We start from the raw sequence: 21718 nt of genomic DNA, 5'->3' as shown, positions 1-21718 counted from the left end.
CGACGGCTGCTCGACGGGCGACGGGCACCGGCAACCGCGAAACCACCGTCGTTGATATAGCGCCCGCGCGAACGCCCGTCCATGCAGGTAGACGCTGCGGTGGTCGATGCGCTCGTTTCGAACGGCATCGACACCGTCTTCGGCATTCCGGGCAAGCAGACGCTCCCGCTGAACGAGGCGATCGGCGGGCGCGAGGACGTCCAGTTCGTCATGGCGCGCCACGAGACCGCCGTCTCCCACCAGGCGTGGGGCTACGCCGAGACCAGCGGGCGGACCGCCGCGACGGTCGTCGTCCCCGGCCCCGGCGACATGAACGCGATGAACGGGCTGAAGAACGCCTACAACGACTGCACGCCGCTGATCCACATCGCGGTCGAGACCGACCCCGAGATTCGCGGCGGCGAGGGCATCCACGAGACGCCGCCTGACACCTACGACAACGTCGTCAAGGAGAACGTCCTCGTCGAGCGACCCGAGGGAGCGATCGCCGCGCTGGAAGAGGCCGTCGCGATCGCGGAGACAGCCCCCAAGGGGCCGGTCCGCGTTGGCATTCCCAAGAACTTCCTCGGGATGGACGTCGCGCTGGCCGGAGCGCCCGAGTATTCGCGGGCCGGACCCGCAGGCGCCGCCGAGTCGGACGTCGCGGCCGCCGCGGAGCTGCTTGCCGAGGCCACAGAGCCGGTCGTGATCGCCGGCGGCGGCGTGCGTGCGGCCGACGCGAGCGTCGACCTCGAAGCCGTCGCAACGCGGTTGGACGCGCCGGTCGTGACCACCTACAAGGGGAAGGGGACGATCCCGGCCGACCACCCGCTCTCGGCGGGGACGCTCTCGGGCAGCGCCCCGCCCGCGCTGCTCTCGCTGTTGGCCGAGGCCGACGCCGCCCTCGCGGTGGGGACGAACTTCGACGCGGTCGCGACCCGCGCCTGGTCGGTCGAGGTGCCCGACGAGCTCGTCCACGTCACGCTCGATCCGGACGACCTGGGGACGGGCTACGAGCCGGCGGTCAGCGTGCTCGCCGACGCCGCCGAGGCGCTCCCGGCCATCGGCGAGGCGCTCGCCGACCGCGACGTCGCGGGCCCAACGGGGACCGACGAGACGTCGGGCACAGAACGCGCCGGGGCCGTCCGCGCGGACTTCGACGAGCGAGTGGACGGGCTGCGAGTGACCGACGCCCCGCTCACCTCCGTGACGGCGCTCGAAGCGGTGCGCGAGGCCCTGCCCCGCGAGACCATCGTCGCCGCGGACGCCGGCGGCTCGCGCGTCTGGGGGCTCAACGCCTTCCCCGCCTACGGCCCGCGGTCGTACGTCAACCCCGGGTCGTGGGCGACCATGGGGACCAGCCTCCCCTCGGCCATCGGCGCGCAGGTCGCCAACCCGGACGCCGACGTCGTCTCCATCGCGGGCGACGGCGGGTTCATGATGGCCGTCCACGAGATCCACACCGCCGTCGCCGCCGACCTGCCGCTCACGGTCGTGCTCTTTCGCAACGAGGACTACGCGATCATCAGCGAGGAGGCCGAACGCTCCTACGCCCTGGCCGAGAGCGCCTACGGCTGGCCCGACGCCCCCATCGACTTCGTCGCGCTCGCGGAAAGCATGGGCATGACGGGCGTGCGGGCCGAGAGTCGGGACGCGGTCGTCGAAGCCGTCGCCGACGCCGTCGCGAGCGACGAGCCGGTGCTGGTCGAAGTACCGACGGACCCGCACGAACCGCAGGCGAGCGAGTGGCTGGCCGAGTGAGAATCGGTCGGAAATCACGTCACTGAACGGGGACGACGCCGGCAGCCGATCATCATCGATCGAATAATTGAATAACTATTTCGAGGTGAAATATCGTATGGATCAGCAGCGCGCGTCTCTCGGTTCTGACGGAGGCGGATAGTGTGCGACTGAGCCGGCGTCGGTTCGTCGCTGCGAGTACCGGTGTTGGATCCGCAGTCACCAGCGGGTGTCTCCTCCCCAGTCGTCGGGATTCCGTCCATCTCGTCTACGTGAGTGTCACCAATTTCCACGCGAATCCGCGGACGATCGACCTCGACGTGCGAGCGAACGGGGAATTGCAGGCCAGCACGATGATGACGCTCGAATCGCCGGACGAGACGCCGTCAGAGGAAGTCCGCCCGGACAACGCCCCCTTCCAGCGATATTATGCCGGTGAGTGGCCAGAGTGGGGCGAGTACGAGGCCGTCGCCCGACTCGATGGCGCCGACCGGGCGTTTCGAACGACCCAGCGAGACACCGAACGCGGTACGTTTGTCGGATTTGCAGGGAACGTTCGCCCTGGAACCGATGCAATCGCCTGGGGCGTCGAAAGTATCGATCCCGACGAACTCGACACCTATCGAAACTGGCTCGAACGATACGCTATCACAATCGAGTGACGACGGGAAGACGAGGCAGTGCGCGTCGACCAGCCCAGACGATTGGCGGCACCCTCCGCGCACTTACGGCCGCACGCCGGTCACGACGTCGACGGCGTCGACCAGCGCGTGGCGCTTGAGGAGGGCGAACCCGGTCGCCACCAGCGCGAAGCCGGCGACGGCGCTGGCTCCGATCTCCTCACCGAGGACGACGACGCCGGCGATCGTCGCGACGACCGGCACGACGTAGGAGACGAGCGCGACCTGGAACGCGCCGTACTCCTCGAGGATGCTGAAGTACAGCAGGAACGCGATCGACGTGGCGAAGAGACCCAGGTAGAGGATCGCCGCAATCGACAGCGGTGCCACGGCGCCGGCGTCCGGGATTTCGCCCGCGAGAGCGCTGGCGCCGTGGAGGAGGATCGCCCCGACAACCAGCGACCAGCCGGTCATCGGGACGCGGTCGATCGTCGGCGCGAACCGCTGGACGAGGACGCCACCCAGCGCGATGCAACACACCTGAAAGACGATGAGGAGCTTCGCGAGCGTATCGCCCGCGAAGAGGGCGCCCGGATCGGGCGAAACGACGAGGCCGACGCCGAGGAAGCCGATCACGACGCCGACGCCGCCGACGGCCGTCAGGCGCTCGTCGAGCAGGGCGATCGCCAGGAGCGCGGTCACGATCGGCGTGAGCGACTGGATGATCGCGGCGAGACCGCCGGGCACGGACTGCTGGGCGACGAACAGTAGGCCGTTGGCGCCGACCAGAAAGAATCCCCCCGCGGCGATCGCCGCCAGGTCGTGCCGTCTCGACGGCACCCAGTCGTCGACTCGGACCGCGGCGACCGCGAGCAACAGGATCGCGGCCACGTCGTAGCGAACCGACGCGAAGAGCAACGGCGGGAGGTACTCGAGCCCGACGGAAATCGCGGGAAAGGACAGTCCCCACAGCAGCGAGAGGGCGAGAAACCGGGTCGCGTCGAGCGAACGGGACACGGAGACGCATTGGGACGGGGGTTCAAAGGCGCCTTCGATCGCTGCACGGTTCGCCGCGACCGGTCGACGCTGCCGGCTGCCAAGGACAACGGCGAGCGGCCCGGTCGACGGGGTCCGGGTCGACGTCGGCTCTCACGTCGAACGGGACCCTCGGCGGACACCGACTGGTTTTTTGCCCGTCCCGCCCCCACCGCAGGGTATGAAAGCGGGCGACGGATCGGCCGAGGCGAAGCGGCGGGCGGGCGAGGCCGCGGCCGCGGCCGTCGAAGACGGGATGGTCGTGGGACTCGGCACCGGCAGCACGGCCGCCGCCGCCATCGAGGCCATCGGCCGCGCCGTCGCCGAGGGCCTCGACGTCCGGGGGATCCCGACGTCCGCCGAATCGGCCACTCTCGCGCGGGATCACGCCATCCCGCTGACCACGCTCGCGGCGGTCGACGGCGTCGACCTCGCCATCGACGGCGCCGACCAGGTGGCCGGGGGCGACCTCGTCAAAGGCGGCGGCGCGGCCCACACGCGCGAGAAGCTGATCGACGCCGCGGCCGATCGATTCCTCGTGGTGGTCGACGACTCGAAGCTCGCCGACGCGCTCGACTGGCCGATCCCGATCGCCGCGCTCCGGGGCGCCGAGCGCGTCGTTGCCGGGCGGATCCGGGAACTCGGAGGGGAGGCGACGCTGCGCCCGGCCGAGCGCAAGGACGGCCCGGTCGTCACCGACGACGGCCACCTCGTCATCGACGCCGACTTCGGCGCCATCGACGATCCCGCCCGGCTCGCGTGCTCGCTCTCGGCCATCCCCGGCGTCGTCGAACACGGCCTCTTCGTCGACCTCGCCGACGAGATCTACGTCGGCACCGACGACGGCGTGGAGGTGCTGTCCGGCGACCGGTGACCGGTGCGAGGCGACCGAACGGGATGGACGAATCGAGTTCGATCGAACGGGCAGGGCGTTCGGTCGGGAATCGATATCGACCGTCTCACCGCACTCTGATCGCCGTTTTGTCGTTCTCCAACGACTCTTCGGCCTGCTCCGTCTCCCGCCGCCAGGCCAGGGCGACGACCGCGAGGTAGAGGACGCCGAGCGCTCGCGCGGCGGGTTCGACCCACGGCTTCAGCTCGAGGTCTGTCGGGTTCTCGTAGGCGAACGCCTGGCTGAACCGGATCAGCGGCCGCGGCGCGATCGCGGCGACGAGGCCGGCGAGGGCGAGCGCACCCGTCGAAAGCGGGGAGCGACGGCCGCCCCGACGGAGAACCCAGACGAACAGGGCGCCCTCCAGCCGGGCGAGGTCGAGCGCTTCCGATCGAAGCCGCGCCCGGTCCGGGTTCTCGAGGCCGATCCGCTCGCAGGCGTCGATAACCGGTTTCGGGGCGACGATCTCGAAGAGGCCGAACGCGATCAGTACCGTGCGGGCGAGCCGCGAGAACGGGTGGCGAGTCACGTGGCGACCCACCACGGCCCGCTCGAAAAAGGCACGCCCGACGGCCGGTTCGGGCGACTGCGTCGCGGTACGCTCGCCCCAGCTGGCCGCTCGCTCGCGGCGTTCGCGCCGAAGCGAACCGTTTTTCCGGGGTAGCGTCGATCGGTGGTGTAGATGCCCGAGACAGCCGACCGCAAGGACGACCACATCCGTATCATCGAGGAGGAAGACGTCGAGACGACCGGCACCGGTTTCGCCGACGTCGAGCTCGTCCACGAGGCGCTGCCGGAGATTCACCGCGACGCGATCGACCCCGCGGTCTCGCTGTTCGGGCGCGAACTCTCGGCGCCGGTCGTCATCGAGAGCATGACCGGCGGCCACCCCAACACGACGAAGCTCAACCGACGGCTCGCCGAAGCCGCCCAGGAGACGGGCGTCGCGATGGGCGTCGGCAGCCAGCGCGCCGGCCTCGAACTCGACGACCCCGACCTGCTCGAGTCCTACACCGTCGTCCGCGACGTCGCCCCGGACGCGTGTCTCTACGGCAACGTCGGCGCCGCCCAGCTGGCCGAGTACGGCGTCGAGGCCGTCGAGCGCGCCGTCGAGATGATCGACGCCGACGCGATGGCGATCCACCTCAACTTCTTACAGGAGGCCGTCCAGCCCGAGGGCGACGTCGACGCGCGCGGCTGCCTCGAGGCGATCGAGCGGGTGGTCGATGGCCTCTCGGTCCCCGTCGTCGTCAAGGAGACCGGGAACGGCATCTCCCGGGAGACGGCCGGGCGCCTCGCCGACGCGGGCGTCGACGCGATCGACGTCGCCGGGAAGGGCGGGACGACCTGGTCGGGGATCGAGGCCCACCGCGCCAAAGCCGTCGGCGCGGATCGGCAGGCGGCCGTCGGCGAGCGCTTTCGCGCCTGGGGGGTTCCGACGGCGATCAGCACGCTCGAGGCCGCGTCCGTCCACGACTGCGTCGTCGCGAGCGGCGGCGTCCGCTCCGGCCTCGACATCGCGAAGGCGATCGCGCTCGGCGCGCGGGCCGGCGGCCTCGCGAAGCCATTTCTGGCGCCCGCCGGCCGGGGTACCGACGCGGTCGTCGACCTGATCGAGACGCTCCAGCGAGAGCTCGAAACGGCGATGTTCGTCACCGGGTCGGAGACGGTCGCGGCGCTTCGGGAGACCGAGTACGTGCTGCTCGGACGGACCCGGCAGTACCACGCCGAGCGATCTCGGCCGCGTTCCGGACGGATCGAACGATAACGAAATATTACCGCGGATTCCACCACAAAGGGACATTCTCTCTCGGTAATTGACCGGATTCAGGTGCTATTGAGCGATTGCAAGCGGCCGTATCTGTCGCACAAGCACCAACTACCGCGCCATCTTCACTGAATTTAAAATGAAGCGTGCATATTTTTATTAGGGGTAAGTCCGTGATAGATATCGATCAGGGATGATTGCACGACAGGGGGACGACCGACCGACGGCGTCCGCTGACGTCGAGTCGCTCGAAGCGCTACTCGATGCGACGGGAGCGGACACCGAAACGGTGGTCGATCGGCTGCGAGAAAGCGGCCCCCGACGTCACGTCTCCGACGCGAGTGTCGACGACGTCCTCGAGTCGATCTCGACGCCACAGGAACCGGAGACGACCGGGGGCTTCGGCCTCGCCGGCGGACCCACGCGAACGGTCTCGACGGCGGGAATCGACGAGGTCTTCGAACAGCTCGAGGCGTCGGTCGGGGCACCCGACGGGACCGAGTCCGACGAGCACGACGCGACGCAGCCCGGCGAATCGGCGGGCCCGGGCGCGTCGTCGGTGACCGACGGTACCGACGGGCCATCGGTCGACCGCCGATCGAACCGGCTCGATCGGCCGTCCGCGGACTTCGAGCGCGTCGAACGCGACGTCGAAACCGAGTTCGGCTCGCTCGCCGGCGGTGGACCGACGACGACCGTCTCCGACGAAGGCGTCGACGAGATCCTCGCACACCTCGAGGACGAGTCACCGTCCGTCGACGAATCGACCACCGATCGGGCACCATCCGGCGATTACGACCGCCACGACCGGGTCGGCGGTTCGGACGACCGGACGGACGAGTTCGAGGCCGTCGATCCGACCGAGCTGGCCGTCGAACCCGCCGAATCGGAGACGCCCGAAGCGGCGTCCGACTCCGCCTCGTGGCTCGTCCCCGGCGAGGAGGACTCGGTCGACCTGCGGAACGCGCTCAGCCCGCCCCCGTCGGACGCTCGATGGCCGGACGAACCCGACGCGGCCGGATCTACCGCGGACGAGGCGTCGCCGATCGAGGCATCCGAGCGCACGACGGACGATCCGATCGCCGGATCGGACGAGGCGGCCGCGGACGAGGCGGTCGCGAGTCCACAGCCGCGTGACGGCGGCGCGCCGGACGCGGATTCGACGACGGCCGACGACGAACGCGAGGGCCCCGCGGACGCACCGGCCGCGTCGTCCCACCGGGATCGGACGACCCGATGTACGCGGCCGCTCGTCACGCGCGACGAACTGGAATCGATCGCCGCGCAGGCGCCTGGCGGGTTGAACGCCGACGAACCAAAGGGACGGCCGGTTCGCACCGATGGGGCCGAATCGATGGCCGGAACGGTCAGGCCGGTACCCGAGACGGGCCCCGCCAGCTCCGTCGATTGCGTTCTGTCGCCGACGGATGTGGGGGATTCGACGGCGCCCGGCGTCGACGCGTCGGGCACAGGCGCGAATCCTGCCACCCAGCGTGGCGCCGACTCGCGTGGGACTGACTCCGACGGGTCCGACCCGCGTCCCGACGACCCAGCCGAGACGACGACCGACGAGACGTCGGTCTGGGCTCGGCTTCGGGGCCGGACGTCGGCACTGCTCGAGCGACTCGGGTTTCGGTGACGGGCCGGTGGGACGGACCGCGTCGGGCCGCCAGTCGGCGACGCCCAGTGCGGTCACCCGAACTCGCCCGGCGACTCCCGCGCCACTCGAAGCCGACAACTCGGTTGCGTAACCGCTCCGCTCGTCGGTCGGCGTCTGGAAGAATGGGGTCGACGAGACCTTACAGGTCGCGGGGCTGGACGGTCTTCCGGTCGTTGGCTTCGGCGCGCCGAGCGGCGTGGTCGAGGAGCGATTCGACTTCGTCGTCGAGGGCGTCGTAGAAGTCCGAGGCGACGTTCTTGTCATCGAGCGCTTCCTTGACGGCGGCTTTGACGATAAGGTCTGCCATACGGATTACCCGTTCTGTGTACCCCCTTATAAGCGTTCTGTTTAATACACGGGTTAGGGCCCCTGATGATGGTGTGAGCGGGCGTCTGACGCGGTTTCGGACCGAAACCTATATGCGGATGGAATACCGATCCGCCCGATTCCCCGGATCGCGGGTAGCGCCGAGGCTCGCGCGCGCTCGCCACGGATTTCGCCAGCGGCCCCTGCGACGTTCATATCGGTTCGACGATCGACGCCCGACAGATCGACGGTCGACGACTACCAGTTCGATGGACGGGACCGAGCCTGACTGGGGTCCGTCCGAGCGCGGGAGCCAGCGATTAAGTCCCGCCGGGCGGACCTCCCGGTATGAGCGATCACGTCGTGTACGTGCTCGAGTGCGCCGACGGGACGCTGTACACGGGATACACGACGGATCTCGACCGGCGCGTCGAGGAACACAACGCCGGCGACGGCGCGAAGTACACCCGGGCGCGGACGCCCGTCGAGGTGGTCCACGCGGAACGATTCGGCGACCGCTCGGCGGCGATGTCCCGCGAGTACGAGATCAAACAGCTCTCGCGAGCGCAGAAAGAGCGCCTGGTCGGATTCGACTAGACCACTCAGTCGCCGGTCGCCGTCGGAGACGCCCGCTCCGAATCGATGAACGCGTACGTGACGAGCCGGTCGCCGAGGGTTTCGACGCGCGTGCGAAGCGACGGGTCGCGGAACGCGCGTCCGTCGATCGCGTCCGGGTCGGCGACGAAGGCGTCCGACGCGTTCCCGATCCCGACCTCGTGCGGGAGCGCCCAGCCGTGGACGTTGCGGACCGTCGCGCGCAGGTGTTCGAGCGTCGGCCCGTAGCCGCCACCGCCCGCGGTCGCGAGCAGGCCGACGGTGGTGTCTTCGTACTCGTCGGCGCCGCAGTAGTCGTGGAAATTCTTGAGGACGCCGGAGAACGTCCCGCGGTAAACCGGCGTCCCGAGCGCGACGGCGTCGGCCTGGCGGACGAGCCGGCGGGCGGCCGCGGCGTCGCCCTGCTCGCCGACGTCCGGGTCGTAGACCGGGACGTCGTACTCGCGGAGGTCGAGCAACCGCGTCTCGGCGCCGGCGTCGGCGGCCGCATCGAGGACGTACCGGAGAGCCGTTCGCGTGTAGCTGTCGTCGCGGAGGCTACCGACCACCGCGAGCACGGTCGGAGAGGGTGGCACGGGGCGAAATTCGACGGCAGGTCTGATAGGCGCGTCGCTTCCGTGGATCACCGCTCGGCGGCCACGGCTGTGGCAGTTCGCCGGGGCCGTCCACGGCGCACTCCGGTTCGGGAACCGACATTATTTTGGTCGTCCACCGCCCGTCCTCACCAATGAAGGACCAGAACGGCTCGTATCGCACGGAACGAGCCAGATTCTACGACGCCCAGGTGGGTGCGGGCGACCGGGATGACGTCGCGTTCTACCGCGACCTGGCCACGTCGGTCGACGGGCCGGTCCTCGAAACGGCCTGTGGCACCGGACGGATCTACCTCGAACTGCTGGCCGCGGGCGTCGACGCCGACGGCTTCGACCTGTCGCCGGACGCGCTCGCCATTCTCCGCGAACACGCGGCCGAGCGGGGGCTCGATCCCTCGGTGTGGACGGCCGACCTGGCCGACTTCGCGGTCGATCGCGCGTACGCCCTCGCGACGTGTCCGTTCAACGCCCTGCAGCACCTGCGGACCGTCGACGCCCAGCTGGCCGCGCTCGAATCGATCCACGACGCCCTCGAACCGGGCGGTCGCTTCGTCTTCGACGTCTTCGTCCCGGGGTTCGACGTGATCTGTGGAACCTACGGCGAGTGGCAGACCCGCGCGGTCGACCATCGAGGCGTCGAGCACGAACTTCGAACGCGAACGCGGATCGTCGACGAAGTCGAGCAGCGGTTCGACGTCGAGACCGAGCTGTACGACTCGGACGGCGAGCGCCTCTTCGCCGAGACGGACCGGCTCTCGATGCTCCCGAAACCCCGCGTCGAGCTGCTGGCCCGGCAGTCGCCGTTCGCCGACTGGTCCGTCACCGGCGACTTCGGCGACGAGCCGATCGCGGACGGCGATACGATTCAGGTGTGGGAACTGCGCCGAGCGGAGTGAGACGGCCCTCGGCGATCCCCGTCCGCTTCCGGGATCGCCCCTGGCGTCGGATTTTTATCAGGAGCGGTTGACCGTCGGGTATGGACGCGATATCGTTCGGGACCGACGGCTGGCGGGCCACACTCGAGACCTTCACCGAGCCGCGGGTCCGGATGGTCGGCCAGGCTGTCGCGACGTACCTGCGCGACGAGGGCGAGACGGCGCCGGTGGCGATCGGCTACGACGCCAGGGAGACCTCGCCCGACTTCGCCGAAGCGCTCGCGGACGTGCTCGCGGCGAACGGGTTCGACGTGTTGCTGGCCGAGCGCGACTGCCCGACGCCGGTCCTCGCCCACGCGATCGTCGACCGCGGCCTGTCGGGCGCGCTGGTCGTGACGGCCTCGCACAACCCGCCCGAGTACAACGGCGTGAAGTTCATCCCGTCGGACGGCGCCCCCGCGCTGCCCGCGGTGATGGACGCCATCGGCGATCGACTCGGCGAGCCCGATCCGCTCCCCGAGTCCGACCACGGCGCGGTCGAGACGGTCGATTTCCGCGACTCCCACGCCGCGGCCGCCCTCGACCGGCTGGAATCGATCGCCCCCGGGTCGATCGACGCGCTCGCCGACCTGACGGTCGCCTACGACGCCATGCACGGCGCCGGTCGCGGGTTCACCGACGCCCTGCTGGAGCGAGCCGGCGTCACCGTCTCGCGACTGCGCTGCGAGCGAGACCCGACGTTCGGGGGCACGCCCCCGGAACCCAGTCCCGACCACCTCGACGCGCTCGCCGAGCGCGTGCGAGCCGGCGACGCGGACCTGGGGATCGCCAACGACGGCGACGCCGACAGGCTGGCGATCGTCACGCCCGAACGGGGCTATCTCGACGAAAATCTGTTCTTCGCGGCGCTGTACGACTGGGTGCTCACACGGAAGACCGGCTCCGTCGTCCGCACCGTCTCGACGACGTACCTGCTCGACCGGGTGGCGGCGGCACACGACGAGGCCGTCCACGAGGTGCCGGTCGGATTCAAGTGGGTCGCCGAGGCGATGGCCGAGCACGACGCCCTCGTCGGCGGCGAGGAGTCGGGCGGCTTCACCGTCCGCGGGCACGTCCGCGAGAAGGACGGGGTCCTCGTCGCACTGCTGGCCGCGGCGATGCACGCCGGGGAGCCGATCGACGACCGCGTTGATCGCCTGCTCGAGGCGCACGGAACGGTGGTCCAGGACAAGCGAAGCGTCGACTGCCCGGACGTGGAGAAGGCACGCGTCCTCGACGAGCTCGAGGCGGAGATCCCGGACGCGGTCGCCGGCGTCGCCGTCGAGGACGTCAACACCGCGGACGGCTTCAAGCTCCTGCTCGCCGACGGCTCCTGGCTCCTGGTTCGGCCCAGCGGGACCGAACCCGTCCTCCGGGTCTACGCCGAGGCGAGCGACGACGAGCGCGTCGACGAACTCCTGGCCGCCGGGACCGCGCTGGTCGAACGCCTGGTGTAGGGGCCGCTCCGACGCGGGCGTTAGGGGTGCGCCGACGCGGGTGCTGCAGTCGCGGGCGACGCGCAGGCGAAAAGCGAAGAGAACGGCGAGTCGAGCGCGGCCGCTGCCGGGCCGTCGTTTACGGTCCTCGACGGCGTCGGGAGTCGTATGTCACGGGACGACGACGCGGCGCGCATGGAACTCGGCGCCGACGCCTGGCACCAGGACGAGGACGGCGAGTACTACATCGACTGCCCGGAGTGCGGCTCGGCGGCGACGCTTCCGAACGTCATCAATCACGGGCGCTGCAACGGCTACCTCGATCAGGACGAGTCCGACACGGAAGTCGACGAGGCCGCGATGAGCTGTACGGCGAACCTCGCCCTCGAACTCGTCTACACGTCCGACCCGGACGCATCGGGGGCCGAAGAGGCCGTCGGCGGGGAGTGATAGGACGGCAAACCGACCGGCCGCGCAAGTGAACGGCGAGTGCGCTCGAAGCCGCCCGTTTCACCGCCTGCGAACGCCCGCGAAGCGCCCGTCGTCGAGCGAGACGATCTCGAAATCGAGCGCCTCGTAGAACGGCCGCACCCGCTGGTCGAAGTGGGCGGTCAACCGCCCCTCGCGCGACAGCGCCCGCTCGACGAGCGTCGCCCCGATCCCTCGTCCGCGCCGGCGCATCCTGACCGCGATCGCGTCGACGTGCGCCCCGGGTTCGGCCGCCGCCGACTGCGTCCACGCCTCGTCGTTCGACGCGAGCCCCTCCGTCACCGTCGCCGTCGGTTCCGGTTCGAGCACGATCGCCCCCTGGATCGATTCGTCGTCGCTCGCTTCGCTCGCGGTTTCACCGCTCGGGTTTTCGCGGTTCTCACTGGGTTCGAACCGCGCTTCGCTTGCGACCAGCACATCGTCCGCATCGATTCGTGGGGTGAGCGCCGCGAATTCGAGCATCGCGCCGTCGAGAATCCGTCGGACGGCCAGCTCGTCGTCGGGCGTCGCGGGTCGCACCGAGATCGGCGGCGACGAGTCGGCCACGGTCTCACCCGCCCGTGATGAGGCGGAGGACGGTCACCTCGTCGTGCTCGACGGGCTGGTCCTCGGGGACGGGTCGGCCGTCGACGAGGACGCTCACCTCGTGAGGGCTGTAGTCGATCGCGTCGAGGAGGTCGGCGTAGGTCGGGGTCGCGCCGTCGGCGGACCGGCCGAGGTCCGCCGCCAGGTCGATCTCGTGGGTGGCCTCACCCGCGACGTCGACGGTCACGCGCATACCCGCGCTTGGTGCCGGAGGGGCTTGAGGGCGTCGTCAGCGGGTCGGCGCCGCGGTCGAGCGGCGGGCGGCGGTCACGTCTCGTACGCGGCGTCGAAGAAGGCCGCCTCGAGGGCGACGGTCCGCCCGAAGATCTCGGCGACGCGGGCCTGCCGTTCGGGCGAGAGGCGCGGCCCGTAGGTATCGAGTTGCCCGATCAGCCAGTCGACGTAGGCCGCGAAGTCCTCGGTGTCGTGGATCTCGATCCACTCGTCGAGGTACCAGCGGTCGAACGCGACGTCGGCGTCGGCGACGTGGCCGCACCAGTCGCGGTAGATCCACTCCGCGGCCGCGACGACCGCGAGCGACTCCTCGTAGGCGCCCTCGGCCGCCGCGCGCAGCATGAAGTCGTTGAACGCCGCCGTCGTCGGGTGGAGCGGCGGGTCCTCGCGGGCGGGATCGGGAACGGAAAGCGCGTCGAACGCCCGCTGGAAGTAATCGTCCTCGCCGCCGGTGAGGACGGTCAGCGACTCGGCGAGGGCGTTCATCTCCTCGATCGCGTGGGCCTGGCTCGCCGCGCGGGCGGTGAGGCGAGCGCCCGCCTCGAGGAACTGGTAGTCCTGCACGAGGTAGCGCTCGAAGACGTCGTCGGCCAGCTCGCCGTCGCGGTACTCGCGGACGAATCGGTGACGCGTGGCCGCCGTCCAGTCCGATCGCTCGCGGAGCCACGCCGAGAAGGCGCCGTCGGCGTCGGGGTCGTACCGTTCGGCCGGCGCCTCGACCGGTTGATTGCGAGTCGAGCCGGTCACGCGTCCCACCCCTCCTGCGTGTAACACATCTCCCAGAACCGGTGTTCGAGGCGAGCGCTCGTCAGGAACGCCGCCCGCATGGCCTCGCGCTCGCCGGGGTTGCGCTCGGCGCAGTCGTCGACGAGCGTGCGCATCCAGTCGACGGCCTCGTAGAACTCGTCGCTGGTGTACTTCGCGATGAAGGGAGTGTAGCGGTGCTCCTCGTCGGCGAGTTCGGCCATGTGCTCGGCGACGTCGAGGTAGCCCTGGCCGCAGGGGTAGATCGCGGCCGCGATCTCCGGCAGGGTGCCCTCGTGGGCGGTCCGGACGAGGAAGTTGGTGTAGGCCACGCAGGTCGGCGCTTTTCGGGTCGATTCGAGTTCCTCCCGGGAGATGTCGTAGTCGGCGGCGAACTCCCGGTGGAGGTCCATCTCGTAATCGATGACCGTGTGCGCGACGTTCAGCAGGCCGGCCATGGTTTCCTCCCGGCGGGCTTTCGTCGCCGCGATGGCGAACGTGCGCGCGTAGTCGAGCAGATACCGGTAGTCCTGCTCCACCCAGTGGCGGAACGCCTCGGGATCGAGCGTGCCCGCGGCCAGTTCCGTGACGAACGGGTGCTCGTACTGGGCTGCCCAGATCTCGCTCCCCGCGTCGAGGAGTTCGTCGCTGAATGCCATGTGCGCGATTGTATGGTGGCCAACGTAATATACTCTAGTGGTATTACCCAGTTATCAGACGGCGCGTAATCGGCCCCCGGATCGGCCGGGATCGACTGGAGGATCGGTGCTCAGTTCGGCGCGAACGGATCCACGTTGGTGTCGAGTCGTTGAATCGACTCAATGGGGTCGAAACCGGTATCGAACGAGTAAACGTGCTCGATGTTCCCGCTCACGGCACCGCGCGACGAGCACCGAATCGACGTAGGAAAGCGGCGGGTGACGCTCGTATATTTCGCGTCCCATCGCCCATTGCTGCTCGGTGGTTCGTCGAATCGCGAACCCCGCACTCTCTTCGAGGCGTTCGATCGCGTCGACGGTCGCATCGTGAGCGACGCGCTGCGTGAGCGCGTTCATCGTTTCGGCGACGACAACGTCGGGGATCACCAGTACCGGGAGCCGACCGGCATCGGCATCTCGGAGGATCGCGAGTCCGGTATCGCGCCGGTTATCTCGCCGATCGAACGCCGCGTAGAGGACACGCGTATCGGCGAGCGCCCGATTCACAGTCACTCCTCCGATCCATTCCGCGGATCACCAGCATCCAGCGAGCCCGCCGGTTCAAGTCCGGCTAGATCCGGATCCGTCCGCGGTTCAGTTGGCTCGTATCCCTCGAAATCCTCGAAGGCACCCCGTCGTCGCCTGACGATTTCGACGTCGAGTTCGCCGTCCTCCCAGAACCAGCGGAGCCGGTCACCGTCGCTGACGTCAGCCCGTTCCCTGATAGCCGCCGGAATCGAAACTTGATTGCCAGATACCGCGCCCTCGCCCACCGCTTCCGGCGTGTCCGTTTCTCCCGTGTGGTACGGTTGCGGTCCCAGCAACATTAACCCACACTCAGCTCGACACTGACTACACTACCCGCGACACTAACCGGCTGGTAGCCGTCCGTCGGTGTCCGAGCGGGACAATCGGATCACGACGGATTCGATTGCAGGGTGATCAGCGACGAACGAGACCCGACCGCCACGAGTCGAACGCACCGCAACCACGACGAACTGAACGTTTTAGTCGCCGTGCGAGTACGACGGTGTATGGCCGCTCACGAATTCACCGTCCCGCCAGCGCTCGAACCTGGCGACCGGGTCGCGATCGTCGCCACCTCCTCGGGGGCGGCGGCGACGTTCCCGCACGTCTACGAGCTGGGGCTCGAACGTATCGAAGACGAGTTCGGCCTCGAACCGGTCGAGTACCCGACCGCGACGGCGGAGCAGGAGACCCTCGCCGCGGATCCCGAGATGCGCGCCCGGGACGTCGAGGAGGCCTTCCGCGATCCCGAGATCGCCGGCGTCATCACGACGCTCGGCGGCGACGACCAGATCCGCTTCGTCGACCACCTCGATCCGGACGTCCTCCGCGAGAATCCGACCCGATTCTACGGCTACAGCGACAACACGGTCCTCGCCTCGTACCTCTGGCAACTGGGGATCGTCTCGTACTACGGCCCGAGCGTCCTGACCGAGTTCGCGATGCAGGGTTCGATGTTCGAGCACACCGTCGAGTACAGCCGACGCGCGCTGTTCGAGGAGACGATCGGCGAACTCGAACCGGCCGAGTGCTTCAGCGATCACGACCTCGAGTGGGGCGATCCCGACACCCTGGACCAGCACCGAGAGACGGAGGACTCCGAGGGCTGGCGCTGGGCGGGCGGAGGCGACGTCGTCTCGGATCCGATCACGGGCCGCACCTGGGGCGGCTGCCTGACCGTCCTCGATCAACTCCTTGCGGCGGACGTCGCCGTCCCGGAGCCGGACGATCTCGACGGGGCCGTCCTCCTGCTCGAGACGTCCGAGGTCATGCCGGAACCGTGGTACGCGCGCCAGTTCCTCATGGCCGTGGGCGAGCGCGGGCTCCTGGAGCGCTTCGACGGCGTGCTCGTCGGCCGGGCGAAGGCCCGGAACCCGTTCGAAGAGCCGTCCGCCGACGAGCGCCGCGAGTACCGCGACGAACTCCGGACGACGATGGCGGAGACGATCGGACTGTACAACCCCGAGGCGCCGATCGTCTTCGACGTCGAGTTCGGTCACTGCGCGCCGACCGTGCCGGTCCCCGTGGGCGCGACGGCGACGATCGATCCGACTGAAGAACGGATCGGCTTCGAGGGGGCCTGACCGTGCCGTCGCAAAACGACCCCGGCGGCGGGTCTCGATCGCTCGCCACCGGCCTCCGCTCGCTGGGCGATCCGTCGATCGAGTACCCGCTCGAACCGCCGCTGACCCGCGGCTGTCCCGAGACGAGTACGGACGAGATTCAGTACCCGCTCGAAGTGACCTACGACTACGATGCTGTCGACCCGTCGCTGTTCGCGAGAAGCGACGCCGCGACTCGCGAGGCGGGACGCGCCGGCACCAGCGACGAGACGGGCCCTGGAACTCCCCGCCCGTCGGGTCTGGATCGCTGGGCGCCGCTGCTACCGCCGCTCGCGCCGATCGGCATGGGGGAGGGACGCACCCCTTCGTTTCAACTGGAGCGCGCGGCCGCCGAGATCGGTCTCGGCGCCGACCTGTTTCTGAAAGACGAGAGTCAGAACCCGACGTGGAGCCAGAAGGACCGCCTGGCGCGCTGCGTCGTGAGCGCGGCCGTCCGATCGGACGCGCGAGGGGTCGTCGCGTCCTCCACCGGAAACCACGGGGCCGCCGTCTCCGCGTACGCCGCCCGGGCGGGGCTGGAGGCCATCGTCGTCACCGCTCCCGAGACGCCGGCGGCCGTCACGCGGTTCATCGGCGCCTACGGCGGGACGGTGCTCGCGGTCCCCGACGGCGACGTGCGACGGCTGGCTGTCGACCGGCTGGCCGAACGGGGCTACCACCCGGTCAGTACGCGGACGCCAGTCCACACCGGCCACCCCTGGGGCCCGGAGGGGTACAAGACGATCGCCTACGAACTCTATCGCGATCTCGGGCGGGTTCCGGGAGTCGTCGCCGTGCCGACGTGCTACGCGGAGCTCCTGTACGGCGTCTGGAAGGGCTTTCGCGAACTCGAAGATCTCGACGTCGTCAACGAGACGCCGCGCATGCTGGCCTGCGAGCCCGCCGCGCGCGGGCCGCTCCGGGAGGCGCTCGCGTCCGACGACCCCGTCGCGAGCGTGGGGGCGAACCCCACCGAGGCCTACTCCATCGCGGCGACGACCTCGAGCGTTCGCGGCCGTCGAGCCGTCGAGGAGTCCGGGGGCGGGGCGATCGGCTTTACGGCGGCCGACCTCGAAGGCGCCGAGGAACGGCTCGCTCACGGTGGGACCTGGCAGGAGTCGGCCGGCGCGGCCGGAATCGCCGGTCTCACTCGCGCGGTCGACGACGGCCGCGGAGCGGCGCTCGGACTCGACGACGGGCCGATCGTGGCGATCGCGACCTCGAGCGGATTCAAAAATGGCGAGGTCGCTCGCGACCTCGGAACGGCGAGCGGGGAGCGTCAACGATCCGCGAGCGGCGAGGGCGCGAGTGAAGCGAACGGCCTCGGAACGGCGAGCGGGGAGCGTCAGCGATCCGCGAGCGGCGGGCGACGCGAGCCGCCGCGCGTCGACCCGGACTGGGAGTCGATCGAGGCGGCGCTGGTCGCCGCCGGGCATCTCGCGGACTAGACTGTCCCCCGTCGACGCCCGGCACGGCAGCGACGGGTCGATCTATGGAGTGATCGGCCACCGGACGGGCCCTCACTCTCCCGCGGTGCCCTCGGCCGACACCCCCGGCAGGACCGGTCGGCGGTTCTCGATCCGGTCGCGATCGCGCTGGAAGACGATGAATTCGGCCAGCTCCAGTTGCGTGTGAGTTCGACAGAGGTGGTCCTCGAGCCGTCGGTCGGGCGCCAGGACCGTCTCGCAGACCGGACACGTCGCGGCCGGTTCGAATGCCATTGCCATCCCGGTTCTGCCGAGTGACCGATATGGATATAGCTTGCATGTGCGGCGCGGAAACCGCCAGTATCGACGCGGCGAGCGGATCCATCGAGTCGTCGAAACGGACCCGCCGCGCCGGCTCGCGGACGGTACGTACTCCGTCGGAAGTGCAACCCCGTTCCGACCGAGTCGGCGACTCCCCGTCGGTCGGGTCGGGTACATTCCCGCTTCGGTCGTTTTATCTTCGGGCCGACCCTGCCTCTCCCTATGAGCGAGGCCGACGCCGAGACGGAGGCGACGCCGGGGCCGACCGGGATCTGGATCGAGAAGTACCGGCCCGAATCGCTGGGCGACGTCAAGGGCCACGAGAACATCGTCCCGCGCCTGCAGAAGTACGTCGAGCAGAACGACCTGCCCCACCTCCTCTTTGCGGGCCCGGCCGGAGTCGGGAAGACGGCCTCAGCCGGCGCTATCGCCCGCGAACTCTACGGCGAGGACTGGCGCGAGCACTTCCTCGAGCTCAACGCCTCCGACGAGCGCGGCATCGACGTGGTCCGCGACCGGATCAAGAACTTCGCGCGCTCGTCGTTCGGCGGCGTCGAGTACCGCATCATCTTCCTCGACGAGGCCGACGCGCTCACGTCCGACGCCCAGTCGGCGCTGCGCCGGACGATGGAGCAGTTCTCGCACAACACGCGCTTCATCCTCTCGTGTAACTACTCCAGCCAGATCATCGATCCCATCCAGTCGCGGTGCGCCGTCTTCCGCTTCACCCAGCTCTCGGACGAGGCGGTCGAGGCCCAGGTGCGCGAGATCGCCGAGACGGAGGCCATCGAACTCACCGACGACGGGGTCGACGCGCTGGTCTACGCCGCCGCGGGCGACATGCGCAAGGCGATCAACGGACTCCAGGCCGCGGCCGTGATGGGCGAGACGGTCGACGAGGAGGCCGTCTTCGCGATCACCGCCACCGCCCGCCCCGAGGAGGTCGAGGCGATGGTCGAACAGGCCATCGGCGGCGACTTCACCGCCGCGCGGGCGACGCTCGAGGACCTGCTGACCGACCGCGGGCTCGCCGGCGGCGACGTCATCGACCAGCTGCACCGCTCGGCCTGGGAGTTCGACCTCGGCGAGCACGAGACGGTCCAGTTGCTCGAACGACTCGGCGAGGTCGACTACCGGATCACCGAGGGAGCCAACGAGCGCCTGCAATTGGAGGCGATGCTGGCCGACCTGGCGCTCGAAAGCGACGCGTAAGCGATCGGCACACGGTGACAGCCCGTCACTCGGCACCCTCGACCGCGACGCCCCGGAACGCGAAGGCCGTCCCCGACTCGCCCTCCGCGACGCCGACCCGCCAGCCGTGGGCCCGCGCGACGCGCTCGACCAGCCCCAGCCGGATGCCGGTCCCGTCGGCCGCGGCCGGCGGCTCCGTCAGCGCGTCCGGCGGCTCGTCGACGGTGTTCCCCGCGATGTAGAAGCCGTCGTCGGTCGCCCCGACGGAGACGACCGTCTCTTCGTCCGCCGCGTCGCCGGTCACCGCCGTCGAGTCAGAGCCGTCGTCGGTCGCACCGCCGGCCGTCGCCACCGCGATGACGTGTTCGAAGACGGCCCGCAGTCGGTCGCGGTCGCCGGTGAACCGGACGTTTCCCTCCAGGTCGAGCCGGGCGTCCGCGGGGTCGACCGCCACCCAGGCCTGCCGGGCGAGGTCGAAGAGCGCGATCGACTCGGCCTCGATGATGTCGGCGTCGCGGCCGACGACGCGCGCGAGGTGATCCAGGGTTTCGCCGATCGATTCGTGGGCGTCCTCGACCTCCGCGAACTCCGTCCGTTCCCCCGTCTCTTCGGCGAGTTCGAGGTAGCCGCGGGCCACGTTCAGCGCGGGCCGGGCGTCCGCTTCGAGCAGATCGCCGACCGATTCCAGGCGCTCGCGCGTGGCCGCGAGTTCGCGCTCGGTTCGCCGGCGCTCGGTCACGTCGCGGAACTGGACGACGCCGGTCGAAGTCGGCCGGTCGGCGTCCGCGTCCGCCGTGACGTCCCCCGCGTCGCCGTCCGCAGCCGCTGGGCGACGATCGGCCTCGCCGCCCGGGGACACCCCGTCCGCCACCGGTCCACCGTCGGATCCCGGGGTCACATCGACGCGCGCGACGGCGAGTTCGACCTCGCGGACGCCGTCGACCGTCTCGCAGCGCCAGACGATCGGTGGGTCGCCGGCGTCCCCGCCCACGATCGGGGCGAGGAGATCCTCGCGGATCGCGAGGCCGTCGGTTCCGGCGTCGAGGATCGCGAGGACGTCGCAGAGCGGCTCGCCGTGCACCCGGTCGTTGGCGAGCTCGAACGTCGTCTCGAACCCGGTACTCGCCGCCCGACAGACGGCGCGGCCGTCCTCGGTAGTGAAGGCGAGCGCCGGTTCGGGTTGCGCGCGGAACCACGCCCGGAAGCGATCGCGGTCGGTCTCGAGGGCGTCAACCCTGGCTTCGAGGGTCTCGACCTCGTCCGCGAGTCCCGTCTCGGTTCGGCTCGCCGCGGCGACGTCGGCTCCCAGCTCGGCGGCCGCGCGCTCGAACCACCGGATCCGGCGGCGTCGCGAGCGTGCGTCCGCGAGATGGCCAGCCAGGGCCCGAACCGTCGAGACGGCCGCGTCGGGCGGGTCTTCGACGGCTTCGAACCAGACGAGCAGGGCGCTCGCGGGACCGATCGAGACGGCGACGACCGATCCCGACCCCGCGTCCGGGACCGGGGCGGCCCCATCGCGGTCGCGATCGAGCGTCGACGCCAGCGTTCCCGGATCGGGGACCGACTCGGCGGACGGCGGCTCGTCGAGCGGTACCGGATCGGTGCCGGCGGTGATCGCGGCCAGAAGGTCGTCCGACGGCGTCCGGTCGTCGTCCGGTCCGTCGCGGCGCGCGGCGATCGTCCACCGGCCAGCCCCGCCAGCGGCGATCCAGGCGTGCTCCGCCGCCGTCGCCGTCCGAATCGCCTCGAGGACCGCCGCGTCGACGGCGCCAACGTCCTCGCTCCGGACCAGCATCTCGGCGAGCGAGCGCCAGTCGAGCGAGTCGGCGCCGACGGCTTCGTCGTCGGCGGACTCGTCACGCTCGGTCGCATCGGCCGACGTGGCGTCGTCCGCTCCCGGCTCCGCCTCCGCCGATTCGTCGTCGGGCGTCGTCGACCCCGCCGACCCGCCAGCCGACGCCGACTCGTCACGTCCCCCTCGGCAGGTCCAGACGACGGCATCCGCCAGGTGCGCCGCTGCCGCCTCCGTATCCCGGCGAACGTAGTCGGTGATCCCGTCGGTCGAGCGTGCCATCCCCGGCTCGAACGTCGAGTCCGAAAAGAGGATCAACGGCGTCCCCGCAGCGGCCTCGACGACGTCGAGCAGCGACGCCCCTTCGACCGTCGTCGGCGTTTCCGCGAATACCACGCAGGCCGCCTCGGGGACGTGCGCGGAGACGGCCGCCGGCTCCGTCGCCGGGACGACCTCGACGCCCGAAGCCGCCGCTTGCAGCGCCTCCGCCCCCTCTGCCGCCGTGTCGTCCGCGTGCGCCACGTAGACGACGATGTCTCCCGCTGTCATC

The 21718-nt window shown here is 70.1% G+C and carries 23 protein-coding genes; 12 read left to right on the top strand and 11 right to left on the bottom strand.

The genetic code is table 11. The features are described 5' to 3' along the window. Window positions 1-81 precede the first annotated feature (81 nt). Together MXA07_RS02840 and MXA07_RS02835 are read left to right on the top strand one after the other, a co-directional pair. Window positions 82-1740, top strand: coding sequence for a thiamine pyrophosphate-binding protein (locus MXA07_RS02840; protein WP_247730547.1), 1659 nt, complete (start codon window positions 82-84; stop codon window positions 1738-1740). Window positions 1741-1991: 251 nt separating this feature from the next. After that, window positions 1992-2381: a hypothetical protein gene (locus tag MXA07_RS02835; protein WP_247730546.1), complete on the top strand. Its 390-nt coding sequence runs from the start codon at window positions 1992-1994 to the stop codon at window positions 2379-2381. A gap of 63 nt (window positions 2382-2444) precedes the next feature. Here MXA07_RS02835 and MXA07_RS02830 read toward each other — a convergent pair whose 3' ends face one another. Next, complete coding sequence (locus MXA07_RS02830) at window positions 2445-3356, bottom strand: DMT family transporter (RefSeq protein WP_247730545.1); 912 nt, start codon at window positions 3354-3356, stop codon at window positions 2445-2447. Between the two features lie 199 nt (window positions 3357-3555). Here MXA07_RS02830 and rpiA point away from each other — a divergent pair, with 199 nt between their 5' ends. Then, window positions 3556-4248, top strand: a complete 693-nt coding sequence (gene rpiA / locus MXA07_RS02825) for a ribose-5-phosphate isomerase RpiA (protein WP_247730544.1) — start codon at window positions 3556-3558, stop codon at window positions 4246-4248. Between the two features lie 85 nt (window positions 4249-4333). Here the strand turns inward: rpiA and MXA07_RS02820 are convergent, their stop codons facing one another. Continuing rightward, complete coding sequence (locus tag MXA07_RS02820; protein ID WP_247730543.1) at window positions 4334-4795, bottom strand: hypothetical protein; 462 nt, start codon at window positions 4793-4795, stop codon at window positions 4334-4336. 153 nt (window positions 4796-4948) lie between these two features. On the opposite strand from MXA07_RS02820, the gene fni reads away from it, so the two are divergent. Both fni and MXA07_RS02810 read left to right on the top strand, forming a co-directional pair. Next, a complete protein-coding gene (gene fni, locus MXA07_RS02815) occupies window positions 4949-6034 on the top strand; it encodes a type 2 isopentenyl-diphosphate Delta-isomerase (protein WP_247730542.1) in 1086 nt (361 codons plus the stop codon). 193 nt (window positions 6035-6227) lie between these two features. Beyond that, entirely contained in the window at window positions 6228-7673 is a 1446-nt protein-coding gene (locus MXA07_RS02810; protein WP_247730541.1) for a hypothetical protein, read from the top strand. A 160-nt stretch (window positions 7674-7833) separates the two neighbouring features. Here the strand turns inward: MXA07_RS02810 and MXA07_RS02805 are convergent, their stop codons facing one another. After that, entirely contained in the window at window positions 7834-8001 is a 168-nt protein-coding gene (locus MXA07_RS02805) for a DUF1931 domain-containing protein (protein WP_247730540.1), read from the bottom strand. Window positions 8002-8348: 347 nt separating this feature from the next. Here MXA07_RS02805 and MXA07_RS02800 point away from each other — a divergent pair, with 347 nt between their 5' ends. Beyond that, on the top strand, window positions 8349-8597 hold the full coding sequence (locus MXA07_RS02800; protein ID WP_247730539.1) for a GIY-YIG nuclease family protein: 249 nt from the start codon (window positions 8349-8351) through the stop codon (window positions 8595-8597). A gap of 5 nt (window positions 8598-8602) precedes the next feature. Here MXA07_RS02800 and MXA07_RS02795 read toward each other — a convergent pair whose 3' ends face one another. Further along, complete coding sequence (locus tag MXA07_RS02795; protein ID WP_247730538.1) at window positions 8603-9190, bottom strand: NADPH-dependent FMN reductase; 588 nt, start codon at window positions 9188-9190, stop codon at window positions 8603-8605. A 152-nt stretch (window positions 9191-9342) separates the two neighbouring features. Here MXA07_RS02795 and MXA07_RS02790 point away from each other — a divergent pair, with 152 nt between their 5' ends. The 3 genes from MXA07_RS02790 (at window position 9343) to MXA07_RS02780 (ending at window position 12008) form a co-directional block, all read left to right on the top strand. Further along, on the top strand, window positions 9343-10104 hold the full coding sequence (locus MXA07_RS02790; RefSeq protein WP_247730537.1) for a class I SAM-dependent methyltransferase: 762 nt from the start codon (window positions 9343-9345) through the stop codon (window positions 10102-10104). An 80-nt stretch (window positions 10105-10184) separates the two neighbouring features. Continuing rightward, window positions 10185-11579 (top strand): phosphoglucomutase/phosphomannomutase family protein, encoded by a 1395-nt coding sequence (locus MXA07_RS02785; RefSeq protein ID WP_247730536.1) that lies wholly within the window; start codon window positions 10185-10187, stop codon window positions 11577-11579. Between the two features lie 147 nt (window positions 11580-11726). Next, window positions 11727-12008: a hypothetical protein gene (locus tag MXA07_RS02780; RefSeq protein ID WP_247730535.1), complete on the top strand. Its 282-nt coding sequence runs from the start codon at window positions 11727-11729 to the stop codon at window positions 12006-12008. 60 nt (window positions 12009-12068) lie between these two features. Here MXA07_RS02780 and MXA07_RS02775 read toward each other — a convergent pair whose 3' ends face one another. The 5 genes from MXA07_RS02775 to MXA07_RS02755 form a co-directional block, all read right to left on the bottom strand. Continuing rightward, complete coding sequence (locus MXA07_RS02775) at window positions 12069-12593, bottom strand: GNAT family N-acetyltransferase (RefSeq protein WP_247730534.1); 525 nt, start codon at window positions 12591-12593, stop codon at window positions 12069-12071. 4 nt (window positions 12594-12597) lie between these two features. Further along, entirely contained in the window at window positions 12598-12825 is a 228-nt protein-coding gene (samp2, locus tag MXA07_RS02770) for a ubiquitin-like small modifier protein SAMP2 (RefSeq protein ID WP_247730533.1), read from the bottom strand. A gap of 74 nt (window positions 12826-12899) precedes the next feature. Continuing rightward, window positions 12900-13613, bottom strand: coding sequence for a TenA family protein (locus tag MXA07_RS02765; RefSeq protein ID WP_247730532.1), 714 nt, complete (start codon window positions 13611-13613; stop codon window positions 12900-12902). Continuing rightward, entirely contained in the window at window positions 13610-14269 is a 660-nt protein-coding gene (tenA, locus tag MXA07_RS02760; RefSeq protein WP_247730531.1) for a thiaminase II, read from the bottom strand. Before tenA ends, MXA07_RS02765 begins: the two co-directional genes overlap by 4 nt. 159 nt (window positions 14270-14428) lie before the next feature. Further along, entirely contained in the window at window positions 14429-14815 is a 387-nt protein-coding gene (locus tag MXA07_RS02755; RefSeq protein ID WP_247730530.1) for a type II toxin-antitoxin system VapC family toxin, read from the bottom strand. Between the two features lie 527 nt (window positions 14816-15342). Between MXA07_RS02755 and MXA07_RS02750 the strand changes: the two genes are divergently transcribed. Both MXA07_RS02750 and MXA07_RS02745 read left to right on the top strand, forming a co-directional pair. Beyond that, window positions 15343-16419: a S66 family peptidase gene (locus MXA07_RS02750; protein ID WP_247730529.1), complete on the top strand. Its 1077-nt coding sequence runs from the start codon at window positions 15343-15345 to the stop codon at window positions 16417-16419. Window positions 16420-16421: 2 nt separating this feature from the next. Beyond that, on the top strand, window positions 16422-17885 hold the full coding sequence (locus tag MXA07_RS02745) for a threonine synthase (protein WP_247730528.1): 1464 nt from the start codon (window positions 16422-16424) through the stop codon (window positions 17883-17885). Window positions 17886-17957: 72 nt separating this feature from the next. Here the strand turns inward: MXA07_RS02745 and MXA07_RS02740 are convergent, their stop codons facing one another. Further along, window positions 17958-18158, bottom strand: coding sequence for a hypothetical protein (locus tag MXA07_RS02740; RefSeq protein WP_247730527.1), 201 nt, complete (start codon window positions 18156-18158; stop codon window positions 17958-17960). Between the two features lie 249 nt (window positions 18159-18407). Between MXA07_RS02740 and MXA07_RS02735 the strand changes: the two genes are divergently transcribed. Then, window positions 18408-19397, top strand: a complete 990-nt coding sequence (locus MXA07_RS02735) for a replication factor C small subunit (RefSeq protein WP_247730526.1) — start codon at window positions 18408-18410, stop codon at window positions 19395-19397. 25 nt (window positions 19398-19422) lie between these two features. Here the strand turns inward: MXA07_RS02735 and MXA07_RS02730 are convergent, their stop codons facing one another. Then, a complete protein-coding gene (locus tag MXA07_RS02730) occupies window positions 19423-21717 on the bottom strand; it encodes an ATP-binding protein (protein ID WP_247730525.1) in 2295 nt (764 codons plus the stop codon). Window position 21718 lies beyond the last annotated feature (1 nt).

It is taken from the genome of Halovivax limisalsi (genome assembly GCF_023093535.1).
Classification (GTDB): domain Archaea; phylum Halobacteriota; class Halobacteria; order Halobacteriales; family Natrialbaceae; genus Halovivax; species Halovivax limisalsi.
Note: the sequence above shows the minus strand (reverse complement) of the source record. Positions and strands in the feature narration are given on the sequence as shown.